The sequence below is a fragment of the Microbulbifer thermotolerans genome, assembly GCF_001617625.1.
In the GTDB taxonomy this organism is placed as follows: domain Bacteria; phylum Pseudomonadota; class Gammaproteobacteria; order Pseudomonadales; family Cellvibrionaceae; genus Microbulbifer; species Microbulbifer thermotolerans.
Genome location: NZ_CP014864.1, coordinates 562501 through 584589, shown reverse-complemented (window position 1 = coordinate 584589; position 22089 = coordinate 562501). Strand labels below are relative to the sequence as shown.

At 57.3% G+C, this 22089-nt stretch carries 17 protein-coding genes, 5 tRNA genes and 2 rRNA genes (1 of these 24 only partly in view); 1 reads left to right on the top strand and 23 read right to left on the bottom strand.

Annotated elements, in window-relative coordinates; all coding sequences use genetic code 11:
• Positions 1 to 115 precede the first annotated feature (115 nt).
• From rpoB to A3224_RS02315, 20 genes are all read right to left on the bottom strand, one after another.
• Complete coding sequence (gene rpoB / locus A3224_RS02410) at positions 116 to 4189, bottom strand: DNA-directed RNA polymerase subunit beta (RefSeq protein WP_067150985.1); 4074 nt, start codon at positions 4187 to 4189, stop codon at positions 116 to 118.
• 309 nt (positions 4190 to 4498) lie between these two features.
• On the bottom strand, positions 4499 to 4867 hold the full coding sequence (rplL, locus tag A3224_RS02405; protein ID WP_067150982.1) for a 50S ribosomal protein L7/L12: 369 nt from the start codon (positions 4865 to 4867) through the stop codon (positions 4499 to 4501).
• A gap of 88 nt (positions 4868 to 4955) precedes the next feature.
• Complete coding sequence (gene rplJ / locus A3224_RS02400; protein WP_067150979.1) at positions 4956 to 5450, bottom strand: 50S ribosomal protein L10; 495 nt, start codon at positions 5448 to 5450, stop codon at positions 4956 to 4958.
• A gap of 302 nt (positions 5451 to 5752) precedes the next feature.
• Positions 5753 to 6448 (bottom strand): 50S ribosomal protein L1, encoded by a 696-nt coding sequence (gene rplA, locus A3224_RS02395; protein ID WP_067150976.1) that lies wholly within the window; start codon positions 6446 to 6448, stop codon positions 5753 to 5755.
• On the bottom strand, positions 6449 to 6880 hold the full coding sequence (rplK, locus tag A3224_RS02390) for a 50S ribosomal protein L11 (protein ID WP_067150973.1): 432 nt from the start codon (positions 6878 to 6880) through the stop codon (positions 6449 to 6451). It abuts the gene before it with no gap.
• A 162-nt stretch (positions 6881 to 7042) separates the two neighbouring features.
• Positions 7043 to 7576: a transcription termination/antitermination protein NusG gene (nusG, locus tag A3224_RS02385; protein ID WP_067150970.1), complete on the bottom strand. Its 534-nt coding sequence runs from the start codon at positions 7574 to 7576 to the stop codon at positions 7043 to 7045.
• 10 nt (positions 7577 to 7586) lie between these two features.
• Positions 7587 to 7955 (bottom strand): preprotein translocase subunit SecE, encoded by a 369-nt coding sequence (gene secE / locus A3224_RS02380; RefSeq protein ID WP_067150966.1) that lies wholly within the window; start codon positions 7953 to 7955, stop codon positions 7587 to 7589.
• A gap of 117 nt (positions 7956 to 8072) precedes the next feature.
• A tRNA-Trp gene (locus A3224_RS02375) sits at positions 8073 to 8148 on the bottom strand.
• An 87-nt stretch (positions 8149 to 8235) separates the two neighbouring features.
• Entirely contained in the window at positions 8236 to 9429 is a 1194-nt protein-coding gene (gene tuf / locus A3224_RS02370) for an elongation factor Tu (RefSeq protein WP_067150963.1), read from the bottom strand.
• Between the two features lie 138 nt (positions 9430 to 9567).
• Positions 9568 to 9642 (bottom strand) — tRNA-Thr (locus A3224_RS02365).
• Between the two features lie 61 nt (positions 9643 to 9703).
• Positions 9704 to 9777: transfer RNA gene (locus A3224_RS02360), tRNA-Gly, on the bottom strand.
• A gap of 78 nt (positions 9778 to 9855) precedes the next feature.
• Positions 9856 to 9939: transfer RNA gene (locus tag A3224_RS02355), tRNA-Tyr, on the bottom strand.
• 110 nt (positions 9940 to 10049) lie between these two features.
• Positions 10050 to 10125 (bottom strand) — tRNA-Thr (locus A3224_RS02350).
• Between the two features lie 162 nt (positions 10126 to 10287).
• The gene (locus A3224_RS02345) at positions 10288 to 10989 is read right to left on the bottom strand and encodes an SPOR domain-containing protein (protein WP_067150960.1); all 702 of its coding nucleotides are present in this window, start codon (positions 10987 to 10989) and stop codon (positions 10288 to 10290) included.
• Positions 10990 to 11031: 42 nt separating this feature from the next.
• Complete coding sequence (locus A3224_RS02340) at positions 11032 to 11769, bottom strand: type III pantothenate kinase (RefSeq protein ID WP_067150958.1); 738 nt, start codon at positions 11767 to 11769, stop codon at positions 11032 to 11034.
• The gene (gene birA / locus A3224_RS02335) at positions 11759 to 12769 is read right to left on the bottom strand and encodes a bifunctional biotin--[acetyl-CoA-carboxylase] ligase/biotin operon repressor BirA (RefSeq protein WP_082817357.1); all 1011 of its coding nucleotides are present in this window, start codon (positions 12767 to 12769) and stop codon (positions 11759 to 11761) included. Before birA ends, A3224_RS02340 begins: the two co-directional genes overlap by 11 nt.
• Positions 12770 to 12771: 2 nt before the next feature.
• A complete protein-coding gene (gene alr, locus A3224_RS02330; RefSeq protein WP_067150955.1) occupies positions 12772 to 13905 on the bottom strand; it encodes an alanine racemase in 1134 nt (377 codons plus the stop codon).
• 4 nt (positions 13906 to 13909) lie between these two features.
• Positions 13910 to 15055 carry an ABC transporter permease gene (locus A3224_RS02325; RefSeq protein ID WP_231902439.1) on the bottom strand — a complete coding sequence of 382 codons (1146 nt, stop codon included), beginning with the start codon at positions 15053 to 15055 and terminating at the stop codon, positions 13910 to 13912.
• Between the two features lie 35 nt (positions 15056 to 15090).
• A complete protein-coding gene (locus A3224_RS02320; protein WP_067150949.1) occupies positions 15091 to 15843 on the bottom strand; it encodes an ABC transporter ATP-binding protein in 753 nt (250 codons plus the stop codon).
• Positions 15840 to 17267 carry an alpha/beta hydrolase gene (locus A3224_RS02315; protein WP_231902438.1) on the bottom strand — a complete coding sequence of 476 codons (1428 nt, stop codon included), beginning with the start codon at positions 17265 to 17267 and terminating at the stop codon, positions 15840 to 15842. Before A3224_RS02315 ends, A3224_RS02320 begins: the two co-directional genes overlap by 4 nt.
• A gap of 169 nt (positions 17268 to 17436) precedes the next feature.
• On the opposite strand from A3224_RS02315, the gene A3224_RS02310 reads away from it, so the two are divergent.
• Positions 17437 to 18384: a hypothetical protein gene (locus A3224_RS02310; RefSeq protein WP_067150947.1), complete on the top strand. Its 948-nt coding sequence runs from the start codon at positions 17437 to 17439 to the stop codon at positions 18382 to 18384.
• A gap of 105 nt (positions 18385 to 18489) precedes the next feature.
• On the opposite strand, the gene A3224_RS02305 is transcribed toward A3224_RS02310, so the two are convergent.
• The 3 genes from A3224_RS02305 to A3224_RS02295 all read right to left on the bottom strand — a co-directional run.
• Entirely contained in the window at positions 18490 to 19392 is a 903-nt protein-coding gene (locus tag A3224_RS02305) for an aldo/keto reductase (RefSeq protein ID WP_067150944.1), read from the bottom strand.
• 460 nt (positions 19393 to 19852) lie between these two features.
• Positions 19853 to 19968, bottom strand: a 5S ribosomal RNA gene (rrf, locus tag A3224_RS02300).
• 204 nt (positions 19969 to 20172) lie between these two features.
• Positions 20173 to 22089, bottom strand: a 23S ribosomal RNA gene (locus A3224_RS02295); it runs 962 nt beyond the window's last position.

Sequence of the window (22089 nt, the reverse complement as noted above, 5' to 3'; positions counted from 1 at the left end):
TAGAAACTGTCTTCTAGCTTTGATGGGCGCGCTTCTCAGTGCCCATCCTACCATTCGGTTTGCTGCGTAGGATGGGCAAAGGAGCGCAGCGACGTGCCCATCACCGGTACCGGTCTTATTCGTACTCCAGCTCGAAACTCATGCCGAGAGAGCGGATTTCCTTGACCAGTACGTTGAAGGATTCCGGCATACCCGGCTCCATGCGGTGGTCGGAGTCCACGATGTTTTTGTACATCTTGGTCCGGCCCTCCACATCGTCGGACTTGACCGTGAGCATCTCCTGCAGGGTATAGGCAGCACCGTAGGCTTCCAGCGCCCAGACCTCCATCTCCCCGAAGCGCTGACCACCGAACTGCGCCTTACCGCCCAGCGGCTGCTGGGTGACCAGGCTGTAGGAGCCGGTGGAACGCGCGTGCATTTTGTCGTCCACCAAGTGGTTCAGCTTCAGCATGTACATATAACCCACGGTAACCGGTCGCTCGAAGGCATCGCCGGTACGGCCGTCGTACAGGGTGATCTGACCGGATTCAGGCACATCCGCAAGGCGCAGCAACTGTTTGATCTCGCTCTCATCGGCGCCATCGAACACCGGTGTCGCCATGGGTACGCCTTTGCGCAGGTTTTCCGCCATGGCGAGAATTTCCTGGTCAGACATTGCGTCGAGTTCTTCTTTGCGCCCGCCGGTGGAGTTGTAGACCTCTTCCAGGAACCCGCGGATCTTGGTCGCCTCCTGCTGCTCCTTGATCATGCGGTCAATCTTCTCGCCCAGGCCCTTGGCGGCCATGCCCAGGTGCATCTCCAGAACCTGCCCCACGTTCATGCGCGAGGGCACGCCCAGCGGGTTCAATACGATGTCCACCGGCTCGCCGTTTTCGTCGTAGGGCATATCCTCGACCGGTTTGATAACGGAGATCACACCCTTGTTACCGTGGCGACCGGCCATCTTGTCACCCGGTTGAATGCGACGCTTGATCGCCAGGTAAACCTTGACGATCTTCAGCACGCCCGGCGCCAGATCGTCGCCGGACTCCAGTTTTTTCTTCTTGTCTTCAAAGGCTTCGTCGAGCAGTTTGCGGCGCTCTTTCAGCTGCGCCTGGGCTTTTTCCAGCTGCTCGTTCAATGCCTCGTCAGCCATGCGCAATTTGAACCAATCCTCGCGCGGCATTTGTTCCAGCACTTCGGCAGTGAGTTCATCGCCTTTCTTGACGCCCTTGCCGCCGGCGACCTTCTGGCCTTCCAGTGCTGACTGCAGGCGCTCGAATGTGGCGGCCTCGACGATGCGGTATTCCTCGTTGAGGTCCTTGCGCACTTCGTCCAGCTGCGCCTTCTCGATTTCGAGGGAGCGCTGGTCTTTCTGCAGCCCGTCGCGGGTGAACACCTGAACGTCAATCACAGTGCCCCGGGTGCCGCTCGGACAGCGCAGGGAAGTGTCCTTCACATCGGACGCCTTCTCACCGAAGATCGCGCGCAGCAACTTCTCTTCCGGAGTGAGCTGGGCCTCGCCTTTCGGTGTCACCTTACCCACGAGAATATCGCCGGCAGTCACCTCCGCACCGATGTAAACGATGCCGGATTCGTCCAGTTTGTTCAGCGCAGATTCGCCCACGTTGGGAATATCCGCGGTGATCTCTTCGCTACCCAGCTTGGTGTCGCGAGCGATACAGGTCAGCTCCTGAATGTGAATAGTGGTGAAGCGATCCTCTTGCACCACCCGCTCACTGATCAGAATAGAGTCCTCGAAGTTGTAGCCGTTCCAGGGCATGAACGCGATACGCATGTTCTGCCCCAAAGCCAGTTCGCCCAGATCCACAGAGGGGCCGTCGGCAAGGATATCGCCGCGGTCCACCACATCGCCGGTCTTCACGATCGGACGTTGGTTGATACAGGTGTTCTGGTTGGAGCGGGTGTACTTGGTCAGGTTGTAGATATCCACACCTGCGTCCCCGGCCTCAACCTCTTCGTCCCGCACACGCACGACTACCCGGCTGGCATCTACACGCTCGATCACACCGCCGCGCTTGGCCACAACACAAACACCGGAGTCCCGTGCCACGGTGCGCTCCATGCCGGTGCCGACCAGCGGCTTCTCGGCGCGCAGAGTGGGTACAGCCTGGCGTTGCATGTTGGAACCCATCAGGGCCCGGTTGGCGTCGTCGTGCTCCAGGAAGGGAATCAACGCCGCGGCCACGGACACCACCTGCTTCGCGGAGACATCCATATACTGGATTTCCTCCGGCTTTTTCAGCGTAAATTCGTTGTGGTGGCGTACACTGACTAGCTCATCGGTAAAACGACCATTTTCATCGACGGCCGCAGACGCCTGCGCGATTACGTAATTGGCTTCGTTGATCGCTGACAGATATTCAATTTCATCTGTCACCTGGCCGTCCACCACCTTGCGGTAGGGGCTCTCCAGGAAGCCGTAATGGTTGGCGCGCGCATAAGTAGCCAGGGAGTTGATCAGACCGATGTTCGGACCTTCCGGCGTTTCGATCGGACACACGCGACCGTAGTGCGTCGGGTGTACGTCACGCACTTCGAAGCCCGCCCGCTCGCGGGTCAGACCACCCGGGCCGAGAGCTGAAACGCGGCGCTTGTGGGTAACCTCCGACAGCGGGTTGTTCTGGTCCATAAACTGGGACAGCTGGGACGAGCCGAAGAACTCCTTCACTGCCGCCGCTACCGGCTTGGCGTTGATCAGATCCTGCGGCATCAGGCCCTCAGATTCCGCCATGGACAGGCGCTCTTTCACAGCCCGCTCCACGCGTACCAGACCAACGCGGAACTGGTTTTCCGCCATCTCGCCAACGGAGCGTACGCGGCGGTTGCCCAGGTGGTCGATGTCGTCCACCATGCCTTGCCCGTTGCGGATATCGATCAACGTTTTCAGCACATCGACGATATCTTCCTTGCTCAGCGTGCCGGGCCCTTTTTCATCTTCGCGCCCCAGCCGGCGGTTGAATTTCATGCGACCGACAGCGGACAAGTCGTAGCGCTCGTCGGTGAAGAAGAGGTTCTCGAACAGGGATTCCGCAGATTCCTTGGTCGGCGGCTCGCCCGGGCGCATCATGCGGTAAATTTCCACCAGCGCTTCCAGCTGGGTGCGTGTCGGGTCGGCGCGCAGGGTGTCGGAAATAAACGGACCGCGGTCCAGGTCGTTGGTGTACAGCGTTTCGAATTTCTTGACGCCGAGCACCCGCAACTTACCGACTACCTCTTCAGTGATTTCGGTGTTGCACTCAACCGCCACCTCTCCGGTGGTCTCATCGACAATGTCGTGCGCCAGCACGCGGCCGTACAGGTACTCCAACGGCGCTTCCAGACGCTCAACCCCCGCCTTTTCCAACTGGCGGATATGACGCGGCGTGATGCGGCGGCCTTCCTCGACAATGACCTTGCCGTTGTCGTCCCGAATATCAAAAGAAGCGACATCACCGCGCAGGCGCGAGGGGATCAGCTCCAGGCTGACGTGATCTTCATGCAGGTCGAACTTGCTGGTTTCGAAGAACATCTCCAGCATTTCCTGGGAGCTGTAGCCCAGGGCACGCAGCAGAATCGTCGCCGGCAGCTTGCGACGGCGATCGATGCGCACATAAACCAAGTCCTTTGGATCGAATTCAAAGTCCAACCAGGAGCCGCGGTAAGGAATTACCCGCGCGGCGTAGAGCAGCTTGCCGGAGGAATGCGTCTTGCCCTTGTCGTGATCGAAGAATACACCCGGGGAGCGGTGCAGCTGGGAGACGATCACGCGCTCGGTACCATTGATGATAAAAGTACCGTTGTCGGTCATGAGCGGAATTTCGCCCATGTACACTTCCTGCTCTTTAATATCCTTGATGGACTTGTTGGCAGATTCCTTGTCGTAAATGATCAGACGTACGCGCACTCGCAGCGGACATGCGTAGGTAACGCCCCGCAATGTACATTCTTTGACATCGAAGGCCGGCTTGCCCAGGGTGTAGCTCACATACTCCAGAGCGGCGTTGCCGGAATAGCTGACGATCGGAAATACGGACTTGAACGCAGCCTGCAGGCCCACGTCCAGCCGCTCGTCGGGGCGCTTATCGGCCTGTGTAAAATTGCGATAAGAGTCCAGCTGTATCGCAAGGAGGAAAGGCACATCCATGACCTTGGGCAGTTTGCCAAAATCCTTGCGGATACGTTTTTTCTCAGTGTATGAGTAAGCCATTCAAATTCCCCAGCTTGATCGGTGACAAGACTTCGTGGAGCTTCGGCCGCCGCGCGGCAATACGCAGCTCCTCCGGGCAAGAAGCCTCTGATCAATACGGCCCGCCGCACTGATCACAAGCTTCTCTCGCGCCTTTGCACGGCGCACGATGCAAAATCTATTAAAGACTCAGGCACTGGCAACAAATAAAGATCGAGCCGCCAAAACCTCACTACCGCAAACGGCAAAAAGGCCGGCGGACAAAGTCCACCAGCCTTGCCGCCGGCGACCGGCTTTTCCGGTCGACAGCGGTGAGTCGCAACAAGCGAATTACTTCAATTCTACAGTTGCGCCAGCTTCTTCCAGCTCTTTCTTCGCCGCTTCGGCTTCTTCCTTGGTTGCGCCTTCCTTCAGCGGGCTGGGCGCGCCGTCTACCAGAGCCTTGGCTTCTTTCAGGCCCAGGCCGGTGATGCCGCGAACAACTTTGATCACGTTCACTTTCTTGTCGCCTGCGGAAGCCAGGATGATGTCGAAAGAGTCCTTCTCTTCTGCAGCGGCTTCGCCACCGGCCGGGCCGGCAACAACTGCAGCAGCAGCAGTTACGCCGAATTTTTCTTCCATCGCCTCGATCAGCTCGACGACGTCTTTAACAGACATTTCGGCAATAGCGTTGATAATATCTTCTTTAGTCAGAGACATGAGTCAGTACCTGATTTGATTGAGCAGCGGAGTGCTCGTCTAATTCAATAAAACAGTGAGAAACTGCCGTTCGCACAAACGAACCGGATTAGGCAGCTTCCTGCTCTTTTTGGTCGCGAATGGCCGCAATAGTGCGGACCAGCTTGCCAGCAGACGCTTCTTTCAGCACGCTCATCAGCTTGGCGATCGCCTCGTCGTAAGTCGGCAAGCTTGCCAACAGTGCGACGTCGGTAATCGCGCCTTCAAAGGCGGCACCTTTCAGCTCGAGCTTGTCATTGTTTTTCGCGAACGCCGTCAGGATGCGCGCACCGGCACCCGGATGTTCGTTAGAAAATGCAATAATGCTCGGACCGACGAATTTCTCGATGAGACACTCGTACTCGGTACCAGCCAGAGCGCGACGCGCCAGAGTGTTGCGGACGACTTTCAGCCAAACGCCGTTCTCGCGAGCCTCTTTGCGCAGAGCGGTCATATCGTTCACGGTCACGCCACGGGAATCCGCGACCACCGCAGACAGAGCGCTCGAAGCAGCTTGCTGGACTTCTGCGACAATTGCTTTCTTGTCTTCGAGTCCAATAGCCATAATGTCACTCCTGGATTTGAAAAAAGACCGGGAAACCATTCTTCCCGATCCGTTCCGGTGCTCAAAGCTCAAATCCAGCAAAATACTGGTTTGGGCAACACCGTCTGCGTAGGCTTGGGCGCTTCAGCCAACAGACTGCCGCCGGGATTAAGCCGTATGCGATTTAAACCTCAACCGCACCGGCACCTACGGTCTTTGACGGCCCACTCTATTGTCGAAACAAAGTGAGTAGACCCCAAAGTTCGGATTGCCAACGGAGCGGGGAGCCCGGCACACAGGCCCAGCACCACCGCGCCCGGCGATTAAATATTCAGGGACGCCTGATCGATGGTCAGCCCCGGCCCCATAGTTGTGCTCAGGGTGATTTTCTTCAGGTATACACCTTTCGCGGAAGCTGGCTTAGCTTTTTTCAGATCGGCTACCAGGGCTTCCAGGTTTTCTTTGATCGCATTCACGTCAAAGCCGATTTTGCCGATACCTCCGTGAATAATACCGCCCTTGTCAGCGCGGAAACGCACCTGACCGGCTTTGGCATTTTTCACCGCAGTCGCCACGTCCGGGGTAACGGTGCCGGTTTTGGGGTTCGGCATCAGGCCACGTGGCCCCAGAATCTGGCCGAGCTGTCCGACAACGCGCATGGCGTCCGGAGAAGCGATGACCACGTCAAATTCCATGTTGCCCGCTTTTACTTCAGCGGCCAGGTCGTCCATCCCCACCAGATCGGCACCGGCCTCTTTTGCGGCATCGGCATTGGCGCCCTGGGTGAAAACAGCCACGCGCACTTCCTTGCCAGTGCCGTGCGGCAAAGTAGTAGCGCCGCGTACAGCCTGGTCGGATTTACGCGGATCGATACCCAAGTTGATGGAAGCATCGACGGTTTCGGCGAACTTCACATTGGACAGTTCTTTCAGCAGAGCAACCGCTTCTTCAATGCCATAGGCTTTGCCCGGTTGCACTTTTTCAGCGATAGCGCGCTGACGCTTGCTCAGTTTAGCCATTTACAGACCCTCCACTTCGATACCGGCGCTGCGGGCGGAACCGGCAATAGTGCGCACGGCAGCTTCCAGATCGGACGCTGTCAGGTCTGCCTTTTTCATCTCTACGATTTCTTCAATCTGAGCACGGGTTACCTTGCCCACCTTCTCGGTGTTCGGGCGTCCTGAACCGCTCTTGATCTTGGCAGCCTTGCGCAGCAGCACCGCGGCAGGCGGTGACTTCATGACAAAAGTGAAGGAGCGATCGCTGTAGACAGAGATCACTACCGGCACGGGCAGGCCGGGCTCCAGATTCTGGGTCTGGGCGTTAAACGCTTTACAGAACTCCATGATGTTCACGCCGTGCTGACCCAGCGCGGGGCCGACGGGCGGACTCGGGTTGGCCTGACCGGCCTTAACTTGCAGCTTGATATAAGCTTCGACTTTCTTAGCCATTACAGCTCTCCTGTAGATGGGTGGTAACGCTCGCACGAGGCGCCCAGAGGGACGCAACGGCAAGCTCCCCGAATATCCCCACGACGCAGACAGCAACTAGCGGGGACACGAAAACCCCCTCCCACCGCGCGGCAGAAGAGGGTTCAAAATGCCATATAAAAATCAGGTCTTTTCTACCTGACTAAACTCCAGCTCGACCGGCGTCGAACGACCGAAAATCAGCACTGCCACACGCAGGCGGCTCTTCTCGTAATTGACTTCTTCCACCACCCCGTTGAAATCATTGAATGGACCGTCAATGACACGCACCATTTCACCGGGCTCGAACAGAGTTTTCGGCTTGGGCTTATCGGCAGAGTCGTCAATGCGATTCAGGATAGCCTGCGCCTCGCGATCAGTAATCGGCGCCGGCTTGTCAGCCTTGCCGCCGATAAAACCCAGCACCCGCGGAGTCTCTTTTACCAAGTGCCAAGTGTCGTCGTTCAATTCCATTTCCACCAGCACATAGCCGGGGAAAAACTTACGTTCACTTTTGCGTTTTTGACCGGCGCGCATCTCCACCACTTCTTCGGTGGGGACCAATACATCGCCGAACAAATGACCCATTCCATGCAACTCGATGCGCTCCTTCAAAGAAGAAGCCACGCGCTTTTCATAACCGGAATAAGCCTGGACTACGTACCAATGCTTGGACATGCGTCAACCTTTAGCCGATAACCTTGGAGGCCGCCCAACCCAGAGCGGAATCCAGCGCCCACAAAATCAGCGCCATGATCAATACGAACACCACCACGATCAGAGTGGTCTGGGTCGCCTCCTGACGGGTCGGCCAGACGACGCGGCGCACCTCAGCCTGAGCCTCCCGCAGCAGACTCCAGAAGGCATTACCTTTGGCGGTATTGATCGCCACCACCAAGGCCACCAGACAGAGGGCGACCATCGCCAACACACGGTAAAGCAGGGGGAATTCGGCGTAATAGGAGTTGCCACCGACAGCAGCACCAACCAGTAACACCACCAACAGCCATTTGAGGCCATCTAGACGGAAGGTTTTCGCTTCTACCTTAGCATTCATACAAAAGAGCCCTTAGCGCACTATAGATAAGCCCTAGCGCTTACAAACACAAACCCTTGCATGAATGCAGGTGCTTGTGACGCCCTCAGGCACAAAACAAGGTGGGGCGATTGATATTGGCAGGCCAGGAGGGACTCGAACCCCCAACAGCCGGTTTTGGAGACCGGTGCTCTACCAATTGAACTACTGGCCTGGAAAACGAGGGGGCGGATCTTAACACCCTCCCCCGCATTTGGCAAAGGGCACAGCTGGAGAATCCCAACTGTGCGGCTATCGAGAATTACTCGATGATCTTGGATACAACGCCGGCACCAACGGTACGGCCACCTTCGCGGATCGCGAAGCGCAGACCTTCTTCCATCGCAATCGGCGCGATCAGGGTAACGGTCATTTGAACGTTGTCACCCGGCATTACCATCTCGGTGCCTTCCGGCAGCTCTACCGCACCAGTTACGTCTGTGGTACGGAAGTAGAACTGCGGACGGTAGCCTTTGAAGAAGGGAGTGTGACGACCACCTTCGTCTTTGGACAGCACGTACACTTCCGCTTGGAATTTGGTGTGCGGAGTGATGGAGCCCGGCTTGGCCAGTACTTGACCACGCTCTACCTCGTCACGCTTGGTGCCGCGCAGCAGGGCGCCAATGTTCTCACCAGCACGACCTTCGTCCAGCAGCTTGCGGAACATTTCAACACCAGTACAGGTGGTGGAAGTGGTTTCGCGGATACCGACGATTTCGATTTCGTCGCCAGTTTTCAGAACACCGCGCTCTACACGACCAGTTACCACGGTACCGCGGCCAGAGATGGAGAACACGTCTTCGATCGGCATCAGGAACGGTTGATCAACAGCGCGCTCCGGCTCCGGAATGTATTCGTCCAGAGTTTCCACCAGTTTCTTCACAGCGCTGGTGCCCAGGCCGTTGTCGTCTTCGCCGTTCAACGCCATCAGAGCGGAACCAACGATGATCGGAGTGTCGTCTCCCGGGAACTCGTACTGGTCCAGAAGCTCGCGAACTTCCATTTCCACCAGTTCCAGCAGCTCTTCGTCGTCGACCATGTCGGCTTTGTTCAGGAATACCACGATGTAGGGTACACCTACCTGACGGGACAGCAGGATGTGCTCACGAGTCTGCGGCATGGGGCCATCAGCTGCAGAGCAAACCAGGATGGCGCCGTCCATCTGCGCAGCACCGGTAATCATGTTTTTCACGTAGTCGGCGTGTCCCGGGCAGTCAACGTGGGCGTAGTGACGGGTCGGGGACTCGTATTCCACGTGAGAGGTGGCAATGGTGATACCGCGCTCGCGCTCTTCCGGTGCGTTATCGATACCGTCGAAGGCTACCGCCTGGCCGCCCCACACTTCAGAGCACACGCGGGTCAGCGCCGCGGTCAGGGTGGTTTTACCGTGGTCAACGTGACCGATGGTGCCCACGTTTACGTGGGGCTTGGAACGTTCAAACTTTTCTTTTGCCATTGCAGCCTCCCAATATAGGCGGACAAAACCAGCACACCTACCTAAAGAACAGGCGCACCCGGGGACGACCCAGCAAAGGATACAAAACCCGGATACAAATAGCCGCAGAGACACCTGCCCCTGCGGCCACATAAAAAATGGAGCTCATGGGCGGATTTGAACCGCCGACCTCACCCTTACCAAGGGTGTGCTCTACCCCTGAGCTACATGAGCTTATCATCAACACACTCGAACCATTCGGCCCGACCCAGCGGAAAAGCGTCCCACACTAAAGTGGAGCGGGCAGCGGGAATCGAACCCGCATCATCAGCTTGGAAGGCTGAGGTTCTACCATTGAACTATGCCCGCATGCGGGAAACCCCATGCAAAAGGCCGCAGCCTTCCGCTGGCGACACCCCGAAACCAAAGCTCCAGAGCATCAAAATATGGTGCAGGGGGGTGGATTCGAACCACCGAAGCTTGCGCGTCAGATTTACAGTCTGATCCCTTTGGCCACTCGGGAACCCCTGCTTAAGGCGGCGTGTATTCTCTACACGCCTCTCGGTGCTGTCAACAATTTTTCCTTCAAATTCACGGACTTACCCGCAAAATTTAAAGTGCTGCAGCACTTAGAACAAAATTGGAGCTGGCGAGAGGAGTCGAACCCCCGACCGGCTGATTACAAGTCAGCTGCTCTACCAACTGAGCTACGCCAGCTTTGTTCCTCACCGAGAAGACAACTTTATAGTCGCCCCTCAGATGGAGGCGGGATTCTAGGGGATGTTTTGCCGACAAGCAACACTAAATTGGCAACGAAAAGAAACGCGACGGAATTTCAAGGCGTAGAGCGGCGATCGGACTACAGCACCGAGCCGGATATCAGTCGTCAATTACCTCACTGCATAAGTTTTGGCGCCGGTCCAGTTCCGGGTATTCCGATTGCAGTTGCGCCCAGAAGCTTTCTGCCAGTCCCGCAGCCGCGCCAGGAGATAGCACTACCCAGCGCTCCAGGTAAGTTTCAGGCTCCTCGCGGCTCTGTGCGTCGATTCCCTGTTGGCGCAGCTTGCGCTTCAGTGACTCTGCACGCGCGCGCTCGGAGAAAATTCCAAAGGAGATGCCGTTTGTCAGCGATCCCTTAGGGATCACATAACTGTCCACTCCGGCCGCCTGAAGTTCTCGCAGCTTGTTGAAGGCTTCGCGCTTGGATCCGAGCGGGGCAAGGAATACCCAATAACGCATCTGCCCCTGCATTTCGATTTCCCGCAGACGACCGTCCACCTGCAAAGCTGCAAGGCGCTCGACAATATTCAGCCCCTGATACTCTTCTGTAAAGGGTCCGAGCAGTGTGCAGAGCGTACCCTCAGAAGCCGGCGGCGCCCCCTTTCGTTCAGGCTTCCGCTTTTCCCTTATGGGCTTTAGCTGATCAGTGGCTACCTCGCGGACAAGCTGAATAGGCGCCCCCTGTGTCTGCACAGACTGCCGATCTGAGCCGACCGGTTTTGAGGCAGAGTTGGCAGCCATCTGGAACCAGGCGTAAAGGCCGATATTGGCGAACAACAAAGCGAGAACTATCCAGCGCATAAACTTCTGTATTCGCAGTCGACCCCTTTCCTTATGGACGGATTAGGGGTTGGTAAGAGACAAGCCATCGAGCACCAGCTCAGGCACCAGCCGGTGCTCTTTCTGACACAAAGGGGACAATAGCTGGCCATCGCCACCAGTCAGCCACAACAAAGGCTCTTGCCCGCATATGCGGCGCAATTCACACAGCGCCAGTTCTACCGTGCCCAGTACCATCAGAAGCAGACCGCGGTTGACCGCCTCTTGTGTATCCTGCCCCGGTGCCAGCGGCAGATCCTGAACCGGCATTTCCGGAACCTTGACCGCGTCTGTATCCTTGTACAGTGCACGGCGCATCAATTTAAGGCCCGGGACGATATAACCGCCGAGATGACGGCCGCCATTATCCAGCAAATCCAGGGTCACGGCGCTGCCGCAGTCCACAATCAGCGCGGCACGCGGGTCTTTCTCGTGGGCAGCGAGCACCGCCAGCCAGCGATCCACCCCCAGTCGCCGGACATCCCGGTAACCGCAAGTAACACCGGCGCAGCGGGTCTCGACACGGGCGAATTCCACCGGCAACCCGAAAAGCTGGCGCACACCTTGTGCAAGAGATTCTGCCGCTCTGGCACCGGCGACATTGGCAGCGCGTACGCGCTTTGGGTGCAGCGCCCGCCACCCTTCCGGTAGACGGCCGCGACACAAGTCGGCGGTGGACAAAGTTCCGCGAGCCTCCACTTCACCGTCAGAAATCAGCCGCCACTTGCCTCGGGTATTGCCGAGATCCACCTCAAGTATCATGCCTTTCCCGCCGCAGGGAAACTTCACCGCCATGGAAAGAGCGTCGCTCACCATCCACCTCCAGCACCAGCGCACCAGTTTCGTCAACACCAGCAGCTGTTCCACACCAGTCGCGGCTGGCGGAAACAAGCCGTACCGGTTGACCGGCGAACTGATCCAGCGCCAACCACTCATTCCTGTAGGCAGCAAATCCCCGCTCGGGATAGGTGTGCAGCAAAGGCAACAGATGGTTCAGCATCACCGCCGCGAGACGGTTGCGATCCACACCGGGACAAACACTGTTTAAATCTATCCACGGCTGGTCGATTGCCTCGACGTTTTCCGCGCGTAACCCGACATTCAGTCCCACCCCCACCACCACTGCACATCGGTCAGTGAGATCGCCGGACAACTCCAACAATACGCCGGCCAGTTTGCGCCCGCGGCACCAGACATCATTTGGCCATTTCAGGCGCACATCCGGCACATTGAATTCCCCCAATGCCCGCGCCAGGGCGACCCCCACCGCCAAACTCAGTCCTTCCAGCTGCTGCACTCCGCCACTGAACTGCCAGCCGACAGAAAGAGTGATACCGCCGCCAAATGGACTGATCCAGCTGCGTCCACGGCGTCCCCGCCCGGCGGTCTGACGCTCCGCGAACATCGCCACACCGTGCCCTCTATTCTCCTCCAGCCGCGCGAGCAACCGGGCGTTGGTGGAATCCACTTCGTCCCGCACGAGCAGCTCCCTCAGCAGGTTGCGGGCAGCGCTATCCAATCCGGCTTCAATAGCCTCTGGGGACAGCAGATCCAAGCCCCCCGGCAAGCGGTAACCGCGCCCCTTGACCGATTCCAGTGACAAGCCGTAATGGGTCAGTTTTTGCAGTTGTTTCCACACCGCGGCACGGCTCACGCCCAAAGCGGCACCGAGACTTTCACCGGAGTGCACCTCACCATCGGCGAGCAAATTGAGCACCGGGCGCAACTGTTGCAGAGGAGTTTTTAGATTTGAATTGGCCAATGTTAGCTTCTCAGGTAACGGCGATGGTAGCGGCTGCCGAGGCTGGTCAGAATCTCGTAGCCAATGGTGCCGGCATAGCCGGCCACTTCATCGACAGTCAACCGCTTGTTCAACACTTCGATATATTGCAGGGAGTCCCGCTCGTTTTCGCTCAGCGCGCTGATATCGAAAATGGTGGAATCCATAGACACCCGCCCGATCATCGGCAGGCGTCGACCGCAGGCCCAGCCGCAACCGCGCCCGCTTTGTGCCCGCAGTATACCGTCGGCATAGCCGCCGCGCGCCACAGCCAGACAGCTTCCAGCCACCGCTTGCTGCGTAGCGCCGTAGCCAACTTGGCACGTACTGCTCAGATGACGCTTCTGCAACACCGGCAGCTGCAAGGTCACCACGGGCCGCATCGGATTGGGCGAACCCGGAAGCGGGTTGACGCCATAGAGTGCGCAACCGGGGCGGGCAATATCGAAGTGATAGGCGTCGCCGAGGAAAATGCCCGAGGAATTGGCGAGGCTCAGGCGTACATCCGGGCACAGCGTCCGCAGCCGCTCGGCAGCCATTTTGAATCGGCGTAACTGCAGTGCATTTTGTGGATGATCCGGGTCATCGGCACATGCCAAGTGGCTGAGCACAAGACGAATATCCGCCGTCTGCAAAAGTTCGCGCTCCTCAAGCAGCTGTTCGAATTCCTCTTCGGTCATTCCCAGCCGGGTCATTCCGGAATCAAACTTGAGCGCGCAAGGCGCGGCCACACCAATCCGCTCAGAGACTGCCACCCAATCCCGCAGCTGCTGCACAGTGAAAAGGACGGGGATCAGTCTTGCCCGGGCACAGGCCGCTTCGCAGCCGGGGCGGACACCAGTCAGCACCACGATATTGACATCATCCCCCAGACATTTGCCCAAAACCTCTCCCTCGGTCTGGGTAGCGACAAAAAAGTCCCGGCAGCCCTGCCGGTAGAGCTCCGGCGCCACTTCCACCATACCCAGGCCGTAAGCATCGGCCTTAACCACGGCGCCGCAGCGGCTACCGGGGGCCAGACTGTCGCGGAGATGCAGGTAGTTGTCGCCGATCGCCCGCAAATCGATCGTCAACACCCCCTCGCGCGCGTCGGTTCCCAAACTGCATTCCGCATTCATCTCTTCACCCCGTATTCAACAAACGCTCCCGCCTCAGCGCCCGAGCGCCTAAAGCGACAGCAAACACTGCCATCAGCAGACTCACCAGTGATCCCGCCAGTACCAAGGGCAGGGAAATCGGATCTCCCACCAAGAGCGCCTTGAGCCATTGTTGCTGGGCCACCAGCGGTACAAGCTGCCATACCCCGCTCTCCAGCTGCACACCGGAGACGTCCAGCACCACCAACAACATGGCTGGGGCTATTTGCAGTATGGAGAGCTGGGTCTGGGCATCTTTAAAGGAATTGGAGCGCAATGCCAGAAGTATTTGCACCACCGCCACCAACAGTGCCAGCGGCAAAAGCAGCAACCCCATGCCAAGGGCGGAGCCGACGGTGGCCGCCTGCTGTATTCCCAACTCCGCCAACGGCATCATCGGCATCAATGAGACCAGTGCCGCCAGCGCCAGTAGCGCACCCATCCACCCCATGCTCGCTACCGCCAGCACCTTGGCCGCCACCAGCTGCCAACCGGGCAGTGGCTGCAAAAGCAATGTTTCCAGGCTCAACCGTTCGCGCTCACCGGCCGAAGTGTCCACTGAAGTGGCGAGGCTGGCCACGAACAGGGTGAGGATCAAAAGCCCCGGCACCGCCGCCAGGATAATGGCACCGCGACTGGACGGAGTACTCACGTCGCGCACCTGCAGATTCCAGGGGCTGAGGAGCTGCTGCGCCACGCCGCGGGCAGACAAGCGCTGGCTGACCACCAACTGTTGCAGTTTCCCCAGCCGCTCCTGCAAGCGGCCCTGGGCGCGCCCGGAGGCAATATCGGCGCTATCCAGGTATAGATATACTTTTGCTGAGCGGAGGGACACATAGTCTTCAACAAAATCTTCGCTCAGCTCCAGCACCAGATCATAACCGCTCTCAAGCAGCTCACGTGGCTTCCCTTCCGACAATACCTCAACCTGGAATTGGTCATCACTGAGCCGCTCGGCCAGTAACGGCACCCTGTCTCCCCCCAGAAAAGCCATACGGGTCGGCTCCTCCGTGCTTTGTTTCACCATGTAGGTGGTGAAAGCAAATAGCATTACCGGAAAAATCAGCGAAAAGCTCACCGCCGTCCACAGGGCGCGTTTGTCGCGCCATGTTTCCAGAAATTCTTTGCGCACCAATGCCCCCATCGGGGACGAAAACCAAGCCCCTCTCAACATGCGGGAGCCCCCTCCTTCTGCCCGCCAGCGGTGCCATAGGCCAGGGTGACAAAAGTATCTTCCAAGTTGCCGCAGCCGGTTTGCGCCAATAATTCCGCAGGGGTACCGCCGCCGACGATTCTCCCGGCACTCATCACCAATACTTGGTCTGAAAGTTCGGATACTTCGGACATCACGTGGCTGGAGAACAGGATGGTGGTACCGCGGTCGCGCAGCTGGAGCAAGGTTTTTCTCAGTAAGCGCGCCGCCAATACATCCAAACCGCGTGTGGGTTCATCCAATATCAAATGCTGGGGCTGGTGGACCATTGCCCGCGCCAGAGAAACTTTCATACGCTCGCCCTGGGAAAAACCGCGCGTGCGCCTATGCCACAAATCATCCAATTCCAGCTCTTCCCGCACCGCCTGTAACGCTTTATCGCGCACTCCACCGGAAAGTCCCTGTATCGTGGCGAACAACGACAGATACTCGGCAACGGTGAGCCGCTCATAGAGCCCTTCGCGATCGCCGACCACACCCAGCTGCCGGCGCGCGGCCATCGGATCGCGTCCCACATCAATGCCGCCCAGCCGCACATCTCCCGAGTCCGCCCGCAGCAGGCCACCAATAATGCGCAGGCAGGTCGTTTTTCCCGCACCATTGGCACCGAGGAGCGCGGTGATCCGCCCGTCAGGAACGGTGAAACTAAGGTCACGCAAAATCTTGCGGCCGCCGAAATCTTTACTGACAGCATTTACTTCAATCACAACTGCCCTCCCCGCGGTTCCTGCCCGCCGATAACTCCCAGTGCCGGCCCAAAAGCACCGGCCATAAATGGCGGCCGCCGGATTTCGGCTACACAGTCCTGCGCCAATGGCTCGAAGGGTGCATCGAGAAACTGTGCAATCAAGTCCGGAATACATCCGCGGGGCGTATTGATATGACCGCCGCCGGCAACAACCAAATGCTGCTTGTTGACCAGGTAATCGAGTTGTCGCTCTGCATAATAGGGGGGTGTTATCGGGTCCGCCTCACCGGAAATCAACAATACTGGTTGCTCGCGCACTTGGGGCTTTTCATAGGGCTTGGAATCCACCGGCCATGCTTCACACCCCGTCGCGAACAAATCGTAAAAAGCCGTACCCAGAAAGGAATCCGCACTGTCCGCGGCCACTTCATCGGTCGTGATACGGCTCAACTCTTCGGCACAGGCCACGGAGAAAGTGAGGCCCATCGACATGGAGTCTGCATTGTCGAGAAATTGCCCGGCGACACCGGATAGTGGCAACAGATTACCGCGCTCCGCCTGGTAAAGTGCATAGGGTAGCTGTGCGGCGGCGGTGGGCTGATAGAGCGCCGTGCGGATGGCGTTGGCGAGCATCCAACGGGTAAGGGGTGTTTCCAGCGGTGCGCCCGTGAGCGGATCAGGAAAATGTGTCGCTTCCAACTCCCCCCAGTTGTCCAACAACCTATCGAGAGCCCCGCGCCAGTCACCGAACCCGGCACACACCCGGTCCCGTTCACAGTCTTTTTCCAGCTGACGCAAAGCGCGCTCGGCAGCCGTCGCGGTCAGAAAAACCTTGGTCTCGATCGGCGCTACAGCATCGAGCACCAACGCGCTCAGGGAATCTGGATACCACTGCTGATACAGCAGCGCTGTCCTCGTGCCCCAAGAGCCGCCCCACAGAGCGATGCGCCCGTGCCCAAGATAGCGTCTCACCCGCTCCAGGTCCTCCACGGTCTGTCGGCTGCCGAGCGAATTAGCAAATTCAGCGCGCTCGAGATAACAGTCCGCCAAACGCCGGGAGAATTGTTGCAAGTCTGCGGGCATATCTCTTTTTAAGCCGCAACTGAAAGCACCGGAGCGTCCCGCGCCGCGGCGATCTACCATCACAATTGCCCGTTCGCGGTTGACCTTGCGAAACACATTCAACAGGGGGGCCAGATCACTGGCAGCCTGCCCCGGCCCCCCTGCGAGTAAATAAAGCGGCTCCCGTCCCTCTTCGTTAACAGCGGGCGCTACCATTACGGCCAGCTCACTCCCGCTTTCCCCTTCTCCGACGGCCACCAGATAGCAGCGCAGTGAATTGCTCCAACCATCCAGGTAACAGGTCTGGAAAGGGGAATCGGCCTCGGCCCAGGCCAGAGCCGACAACCCAAAAGCAAACAGTAACTGGGCTGCCTTAAACAAACATCGTTTCCATAGCAGCATACTCTCTCCCTCTGAGCCTTCTGAAGGAGCGCAGTCTATCCAATTTGGGCCGTTTCTGTCGCCACAGGTCGCAGCCCCCCAACACCATTCGCACAGCGGGGCTTGCAGTGGTAAGGTTTTGCTTTACGATCTTGCATCGCTAGCACCCATGAGCTTTTCAGACAGAGAAAAACAACTTATCCGCGCAGCTTTTACTTGGGGGCAGATCACCCATAAAGAAGGCTATACCCTGTCGGACCTGGAAATTGAGAAATCGGTGCTCTTCCGCCGCCTGCTGGATGGCCGGCCGCCGCTGGCATTCCCGCCGCCCCTCCGCCATGGCTTCCCCTGGTATGAGGTGATCGAAGGGCGCGGAGAGCACGTGGTCAACGCCTCAGATCCCTCCCCCGAGTGCAGCATCATCGCTCCCGGTAGCAAGCCCGGGGACACATGCATTCTGATTGATGGCGCATTCTGGCGCGTGGCAGAAACAGTGCGGGAACGGGAGGAGTACATCGTCGAGTGGGGCCAGTATCCGATTCAATGGAGACTGAAGAAGCACTGGGAAGTCAATTACGAGATGACTCAACAGTTGCACAACTTCCGCAAGGATAACCCCAACGCGGAAATTACTTTTGACAACCGCTCCGGCCAAAAGGAATACAGCGAATTCCGCATCGACGACGAGCAGACCGTGTGGCTGAGTGAATGGAAACTGAGTCGCATCGGCCTTTCCGGCTGGGTATGGGTAGGCAGACCGGTCGAAATGGAGTGCCTTACCGACTTGGTGCCGTTGTTCCACGACCAGCAAGGCCCTTTGATTATCGGCGAGGTGGAAAAACTCAGCGGCGAAGCCTGGCTGCGTATCGAGCAAGCCGGGGAGGAGTACCGGTTTATCAAGCTCGGCGAGCAGTTGGACTATCAGCCCCTGATCAGCACCGCAATGACTGAGTTCGAAACACTTCTGCGGGAGATGCAAGGGGATACATTGGACGTGATGGATTGGCGCGGTGAGCGGCTCCTGCGCCGCTATCTGGTGCCGTCACACCTAGCGCCCCTGGAAGAGTTTGAGCTGCAGGGGGAAAACTATGACCTGATGCCTGAAAACGCCTATTGACGCCCCTGTAATTCACAAGCGCCCGGGGGTTAAATTTCGCCCCGGGCACAAATCACATCCCTGTAGTCCCCCAGATGTAGGTTAGGCACCGGTAGGATATAACGGTTAGTCCACGTCCCGGCCGCGGGCAGCACGCAACAAGCGGAACCACGCCTCCCTCGGTATTTCCATTCCCAATGCAGCCACGGACATCCGCAGGCGGTCAATTTTACCGCTCCCCAGAACTGGAACGAGATTTGCCGGGTGTCTCAGCAGCCACGCAAGCGCCAGCTGCTGTGCCTCCATCCTCAGCTCTTGTGACAATTCCTCCAGACAGGTCTGAACACGCCGGGCGGCCTCAGAATCGTCGGTAAACAGTGCACCACCTGCGAAAGGAGACCACGCCATGGGGATCACACGCTCACGCTGACAGTAATCCAGCTGGCCATCAAACATGGGCGTGCTGTGTAATAGTGACACCTCTATCTGATTGACCAACAGGGGCGCTGACAACCGTGATTGCAACAACTGTGTCTGGTGGGGCAAAAAATTGGAAACACCCACGGCACGCACCTTACCTTCGGTAATCAGCTTGTCCAGGGCCTCTGCCAGCACCTCGGCATCCATTAGCGGATCCGGACGGTGAATGAGCAGCAAGTCCAAGCACTCTATTCCCATCTTGCTCAGGCTGGACTCAGCAGCGGCAGTGACATGAGCCGCACTGGTGTCGTAGTGATTTAGCGCATAGTTATTGTTTTCACCCATCAGCTTAATGCCGCACTTGGAAACAATTTCCATCTCCCCGCGCAGTTGCGGTTTGAGCTTAAGCGCCTCTCCAAACAGCTGTTCGCAGCGGTAATCACAATAGATATCCGCCAAGTCAAAGGTTGTAATACCCAGTTCGAGCACCCGCTCAAGTAATTCTACGGTCTGCTGCGGGGTGTAGTTCCAGTCAGCAAGCCGCCAGAGTCCCATGGCGATCCGGGACATAGAAAAGGTTTGGTCTATAGAAGAGTTGATACGCTGCATATGTGTATAGATCGCTGAGTTGAATTTTCCTGTTGATGGCGCAGGCCAACTATTCGCCACAATCTCTGTTACTCACAAAAACCATGGACAGAGCTGTGTATAACTATGGGATAGTTGTCCCCAGCCCCCGATTTTATGCCGCCAGTCACTAAGCGCGTAAAAAAACATCGCCCCCTGTCCTCTCCACCCACAACTGCTCCATGACATCCCGGTTACTAACAGAAGACATGGACAGACTTGTGTATAACTACTGGATATCCCCGTTAAATCAAGGCGTTACGCCACTTCGCGGGAGGCGCATAAAAAAGCAGCGGTGGTTTTTTGCTCGCGCCTGCGGGAGGTAAGGGCGGTTTGTGCAGGGGGTTATCAAACAGGCCGTGCAGATTTTTGCAGGTTTGTTAAGGCTGTGGATTTCGGGCATAAAAAAAGGCCACCCAGTTGGGTGGCCTTTCGATTTGGCGCCTGACGATGACCTACTCTCACATGGGGAAGCCCCACACTACCATCGGCGATGTTGCGTTTCACTTCTGAGTTCGGCATGGGATCAGGTGGTTCCACAACTCTATTGTCGTCAGGCAAACTGGCTTGGGTGGCTCCGGTCTTATGAGCTTTTGCTCTGCCTTGCCGTTTGACTGCCCGTTTGCCTCGCTGATCGCTCAGCGCTGACAGCCAACCCAAATAAGTCGGTGAAACAAACTGTAGTAATACACCGCAAGTCTCTGTGCGTCTCTTCACACAATCCAACAGCTTTCGCTTGTCGTCAGTAACCATCTCTGTTGTATGGTCAAGCCTCACGGGCAATTAGTACTGGTTAGCTCAACGCCTCACAACGCTTCCACACCCAGCCTATCAACCTGGTAGTCTTCCAGGGCCCTTCAGGGGACTCAAGGTCCCAGGGAGATCTCATCTTGAAGGAGGCTTCCCGCTTAGATGCTTTCAGCGGTTATCCCGTCCGAACATAGCTACCCGGCAGTGCCACTGGCGTGACAACCGGAACACCAGAGGTTCGTTCACTCCGGTCCTCTCGTACTAGGAGCAACTCTTCTCAAATCTCCAACGCCCACGGCAGATAGGGACCGAACTGTCTCACGACGTTCTAAACCCAGCTCGCGTACCACTTTAAATGGCGAACAGCCATACCCTTGGGACCGGCTTCAGCCCCAGGATGTGATGAGCCGACATCGAGGTGCCAAACACCGCCGTCGATGTGAACTCTTGGGCGGTATCAGCCTGTTATCCCCGGAGTACCTTTTATCCGTTGAGCGACGGCCCTTCCATTCAGAACCGCCGGATCACTATGACCTACTTTCGTACCTGCTCGACATGTCTGTCTCGCAGTCAAGCGCACTTATACCATTATGCTCATTGCATGATTTCCGACCATGCTGAGTGCACCTTCGTACTCCTCCGTTACTCTTTGGGAGGAGACCGCCCCAGTCAAACTACCCACCATACACTGTCCTCGATCCGGATCACGGACCTGAGTTAGAACCTCAAACATGCCAGGGTGGTATTTCAAGGATGGCTCCACGAGAACTGGCGTCCTCGCTTCAAAGCCTCCCACCTATCCTACACAAGCAGGCTCAAAGTTCAGTGCAAAGCTGTAGTAAAGGTTCACGGGGTCTTTCCGTCTAGCCGCGGGTACACTGCATCTTAACAGCGAGTTCAATTTCACTGAGTCCCTGGTGGAGACAGCGTGGCCATCGTTACGCCATTCGTGCAGGTCGGAACTTACCCGACAAGGAATTTCGCTACCTTAGGACCGTTATAGTTACGGCCGCCGTTTACCGGGGCTTCGATCAAGAGCTTCGCTTACGCTAACCCCATCAATTAACCTTCCGGCACCGGGCAGGCGTCACACCCTATACGTCCTCTTACGAGTTTGCAGAGTGCTATGTTTTTAATAAACAGTCGCAGCCACCTGGTCACTTCGACCGGCCTCAGCTCGGGGAGCAAGTCCCTTCACCAAAACCGGCGTACCTTCTCCCGAAGTTACGGTACCATTTTGCCTAGTTCCTTCACCAGGGTTCTCTCAAGCGCCTTGGTATTCTCTACCTGACCACCTGTGTCGGTTTCGAGTACGGTTCTCTATTGCCTGAAGCTTAGAAGTTTTTCCTGGAAGCAGGGCATCAACCACTTCGCTCTCTTAAAGAGAGCTCGTCATCAGCTCTCAGCCTTAGGGACCCGGATTTGCCTAAGTCCCCAGCCTACTACCTTAAACACGGACAACCGATCGCCGTGCTGGCCTAGCCTTCTCCGTCACTCCATCGCAGCAATAGCGAGTACAGGAATATTAACCTGTTTCCCATCAACTACGGCTTTCGCCCTCGCCTTAGGGGCCGACTAACCCTGTCCCGATTAGCGTTGGACAGGAACCCTTGGTCTTCCGGCGGGGAGGTTTTTCACCCCCCTTGTCGTTACTCATGTCAGCATTCGCACTTGTGATACCTCCAGCCAACCTCCCGATTGACCTTCAACGGCTTACACAACGCTCCTCTACCATGCCCGAAGGCATCCGCAGCTTCGGTTACCAGTTTAGCCCCGGTATATCTTCCGCGCAGGCCGACTCGACTAGTGAGCTATTACGCTTTCTTTAAAAGATGGCTGCTTCTAAGCCAACTTCCTAGCTGTCTGGGCCTTCCCACATCGTTTCCCACTTAACTGGTATTTGGGACCTTAGCTGGCGGTCTGGGTTGT

What these genes read in the sequence shown, in the direction of transcription:
- rpoB (WP_067150985.1), bottom strand. Translation starts at nt 4,189, where the DNA reads ATGGCTTACTCATACACTGAGAAAAAACGTATCCGCAAGGATTTTGGC.
- rplL (WP_067150982.1), bottom strand. Translation starts at nt 4,867, where the DNA reads ATGTCTCTGACTAAAGAAGATATTATCAACGCTATTGCCGAAATGTCT.
- rplJ (WP_067150979.1), bottom strand. Translation starts at nt 5,450, where the DNA reads ATGGCTATTGGACTCGAAGACAAGAAAGCAATTGTCGCAGAAGTCCAG.
- rplA (WP_067150976.1), bottom strand. Translation starts at nt 6,448, where the DNA reads ATGGCTAAACTGAGCAAGCGTCAGCGCGCTATCGCTGAAAAAGTGCAA.
- rplK (WP_067150973.1), bottom strand. Translation starts at nt 6,880, where the DNA reads ATGGCTAAGAAAGTCGAAGCTTATATCAAGCTGCAAGTTAAGGCCGGT.
- nusG (WP_067150970.1), bottom strand. Translation starts at nt 7,576, where the DNA reads ATGTCCAAGCATTGGTACGTAGTCCAGGCTTATTCCGGTTATGAAAAG.
- secE (WP_067150966.1), bottom strand. Translation starts at nt 7,955, where the DNA reads ATGAATGCTAAGGTAGAAGCGAAAACCTTCCGTCTAGATGGCCTCAAA.
- tuf (WP_067150963.1), bottom strand. Translation starts at nt 9,429, where the DNA reads ATGGCAAAAGAAAAGTTTGAACGTTCCAAGCCCCACGTAAACGTGGGC.
- A3224_RS02345 (WP_067150960.1), bottom strand. Translation starts at nt 10,989, where the DNA reads ATGCGCTGGATAGTTCTCGCTTTGTTGTTCGCCAATATCGGCCTTTAC.
- A3224_RS02340 (WP_067150958.1), bottom strand. Translation starts at nt 11,769, where the DNA reads ATGATACTTGAGGTGGATCTCGGCAATACCCGAGGCAAGTGGCGGCTG.
- alr (WP_067150955.1), bottom strand. Translation starts at nt 13,905, where the DNA reads ATGAATGCGGAATGCAGTTTGGGAACCGACGCGCGCGAGGGGGTGTTG.
- A3224_RS02310 (WP_067150947.1), top strand. Translation starts at nt 17,437, where the DNA reads ATGAGCTTTTCAGACAGAGAAAAACAACTTATCCGCGCAGCTTTTACT.
- A3224_RS02305 (WP_067150944.1), bottom strand. Translation starts at nt 19,392, where the DNA reads ATGCAGCGTATCAACTCTTCTATAGACCAAACCTTTTCTATGTCCCGG.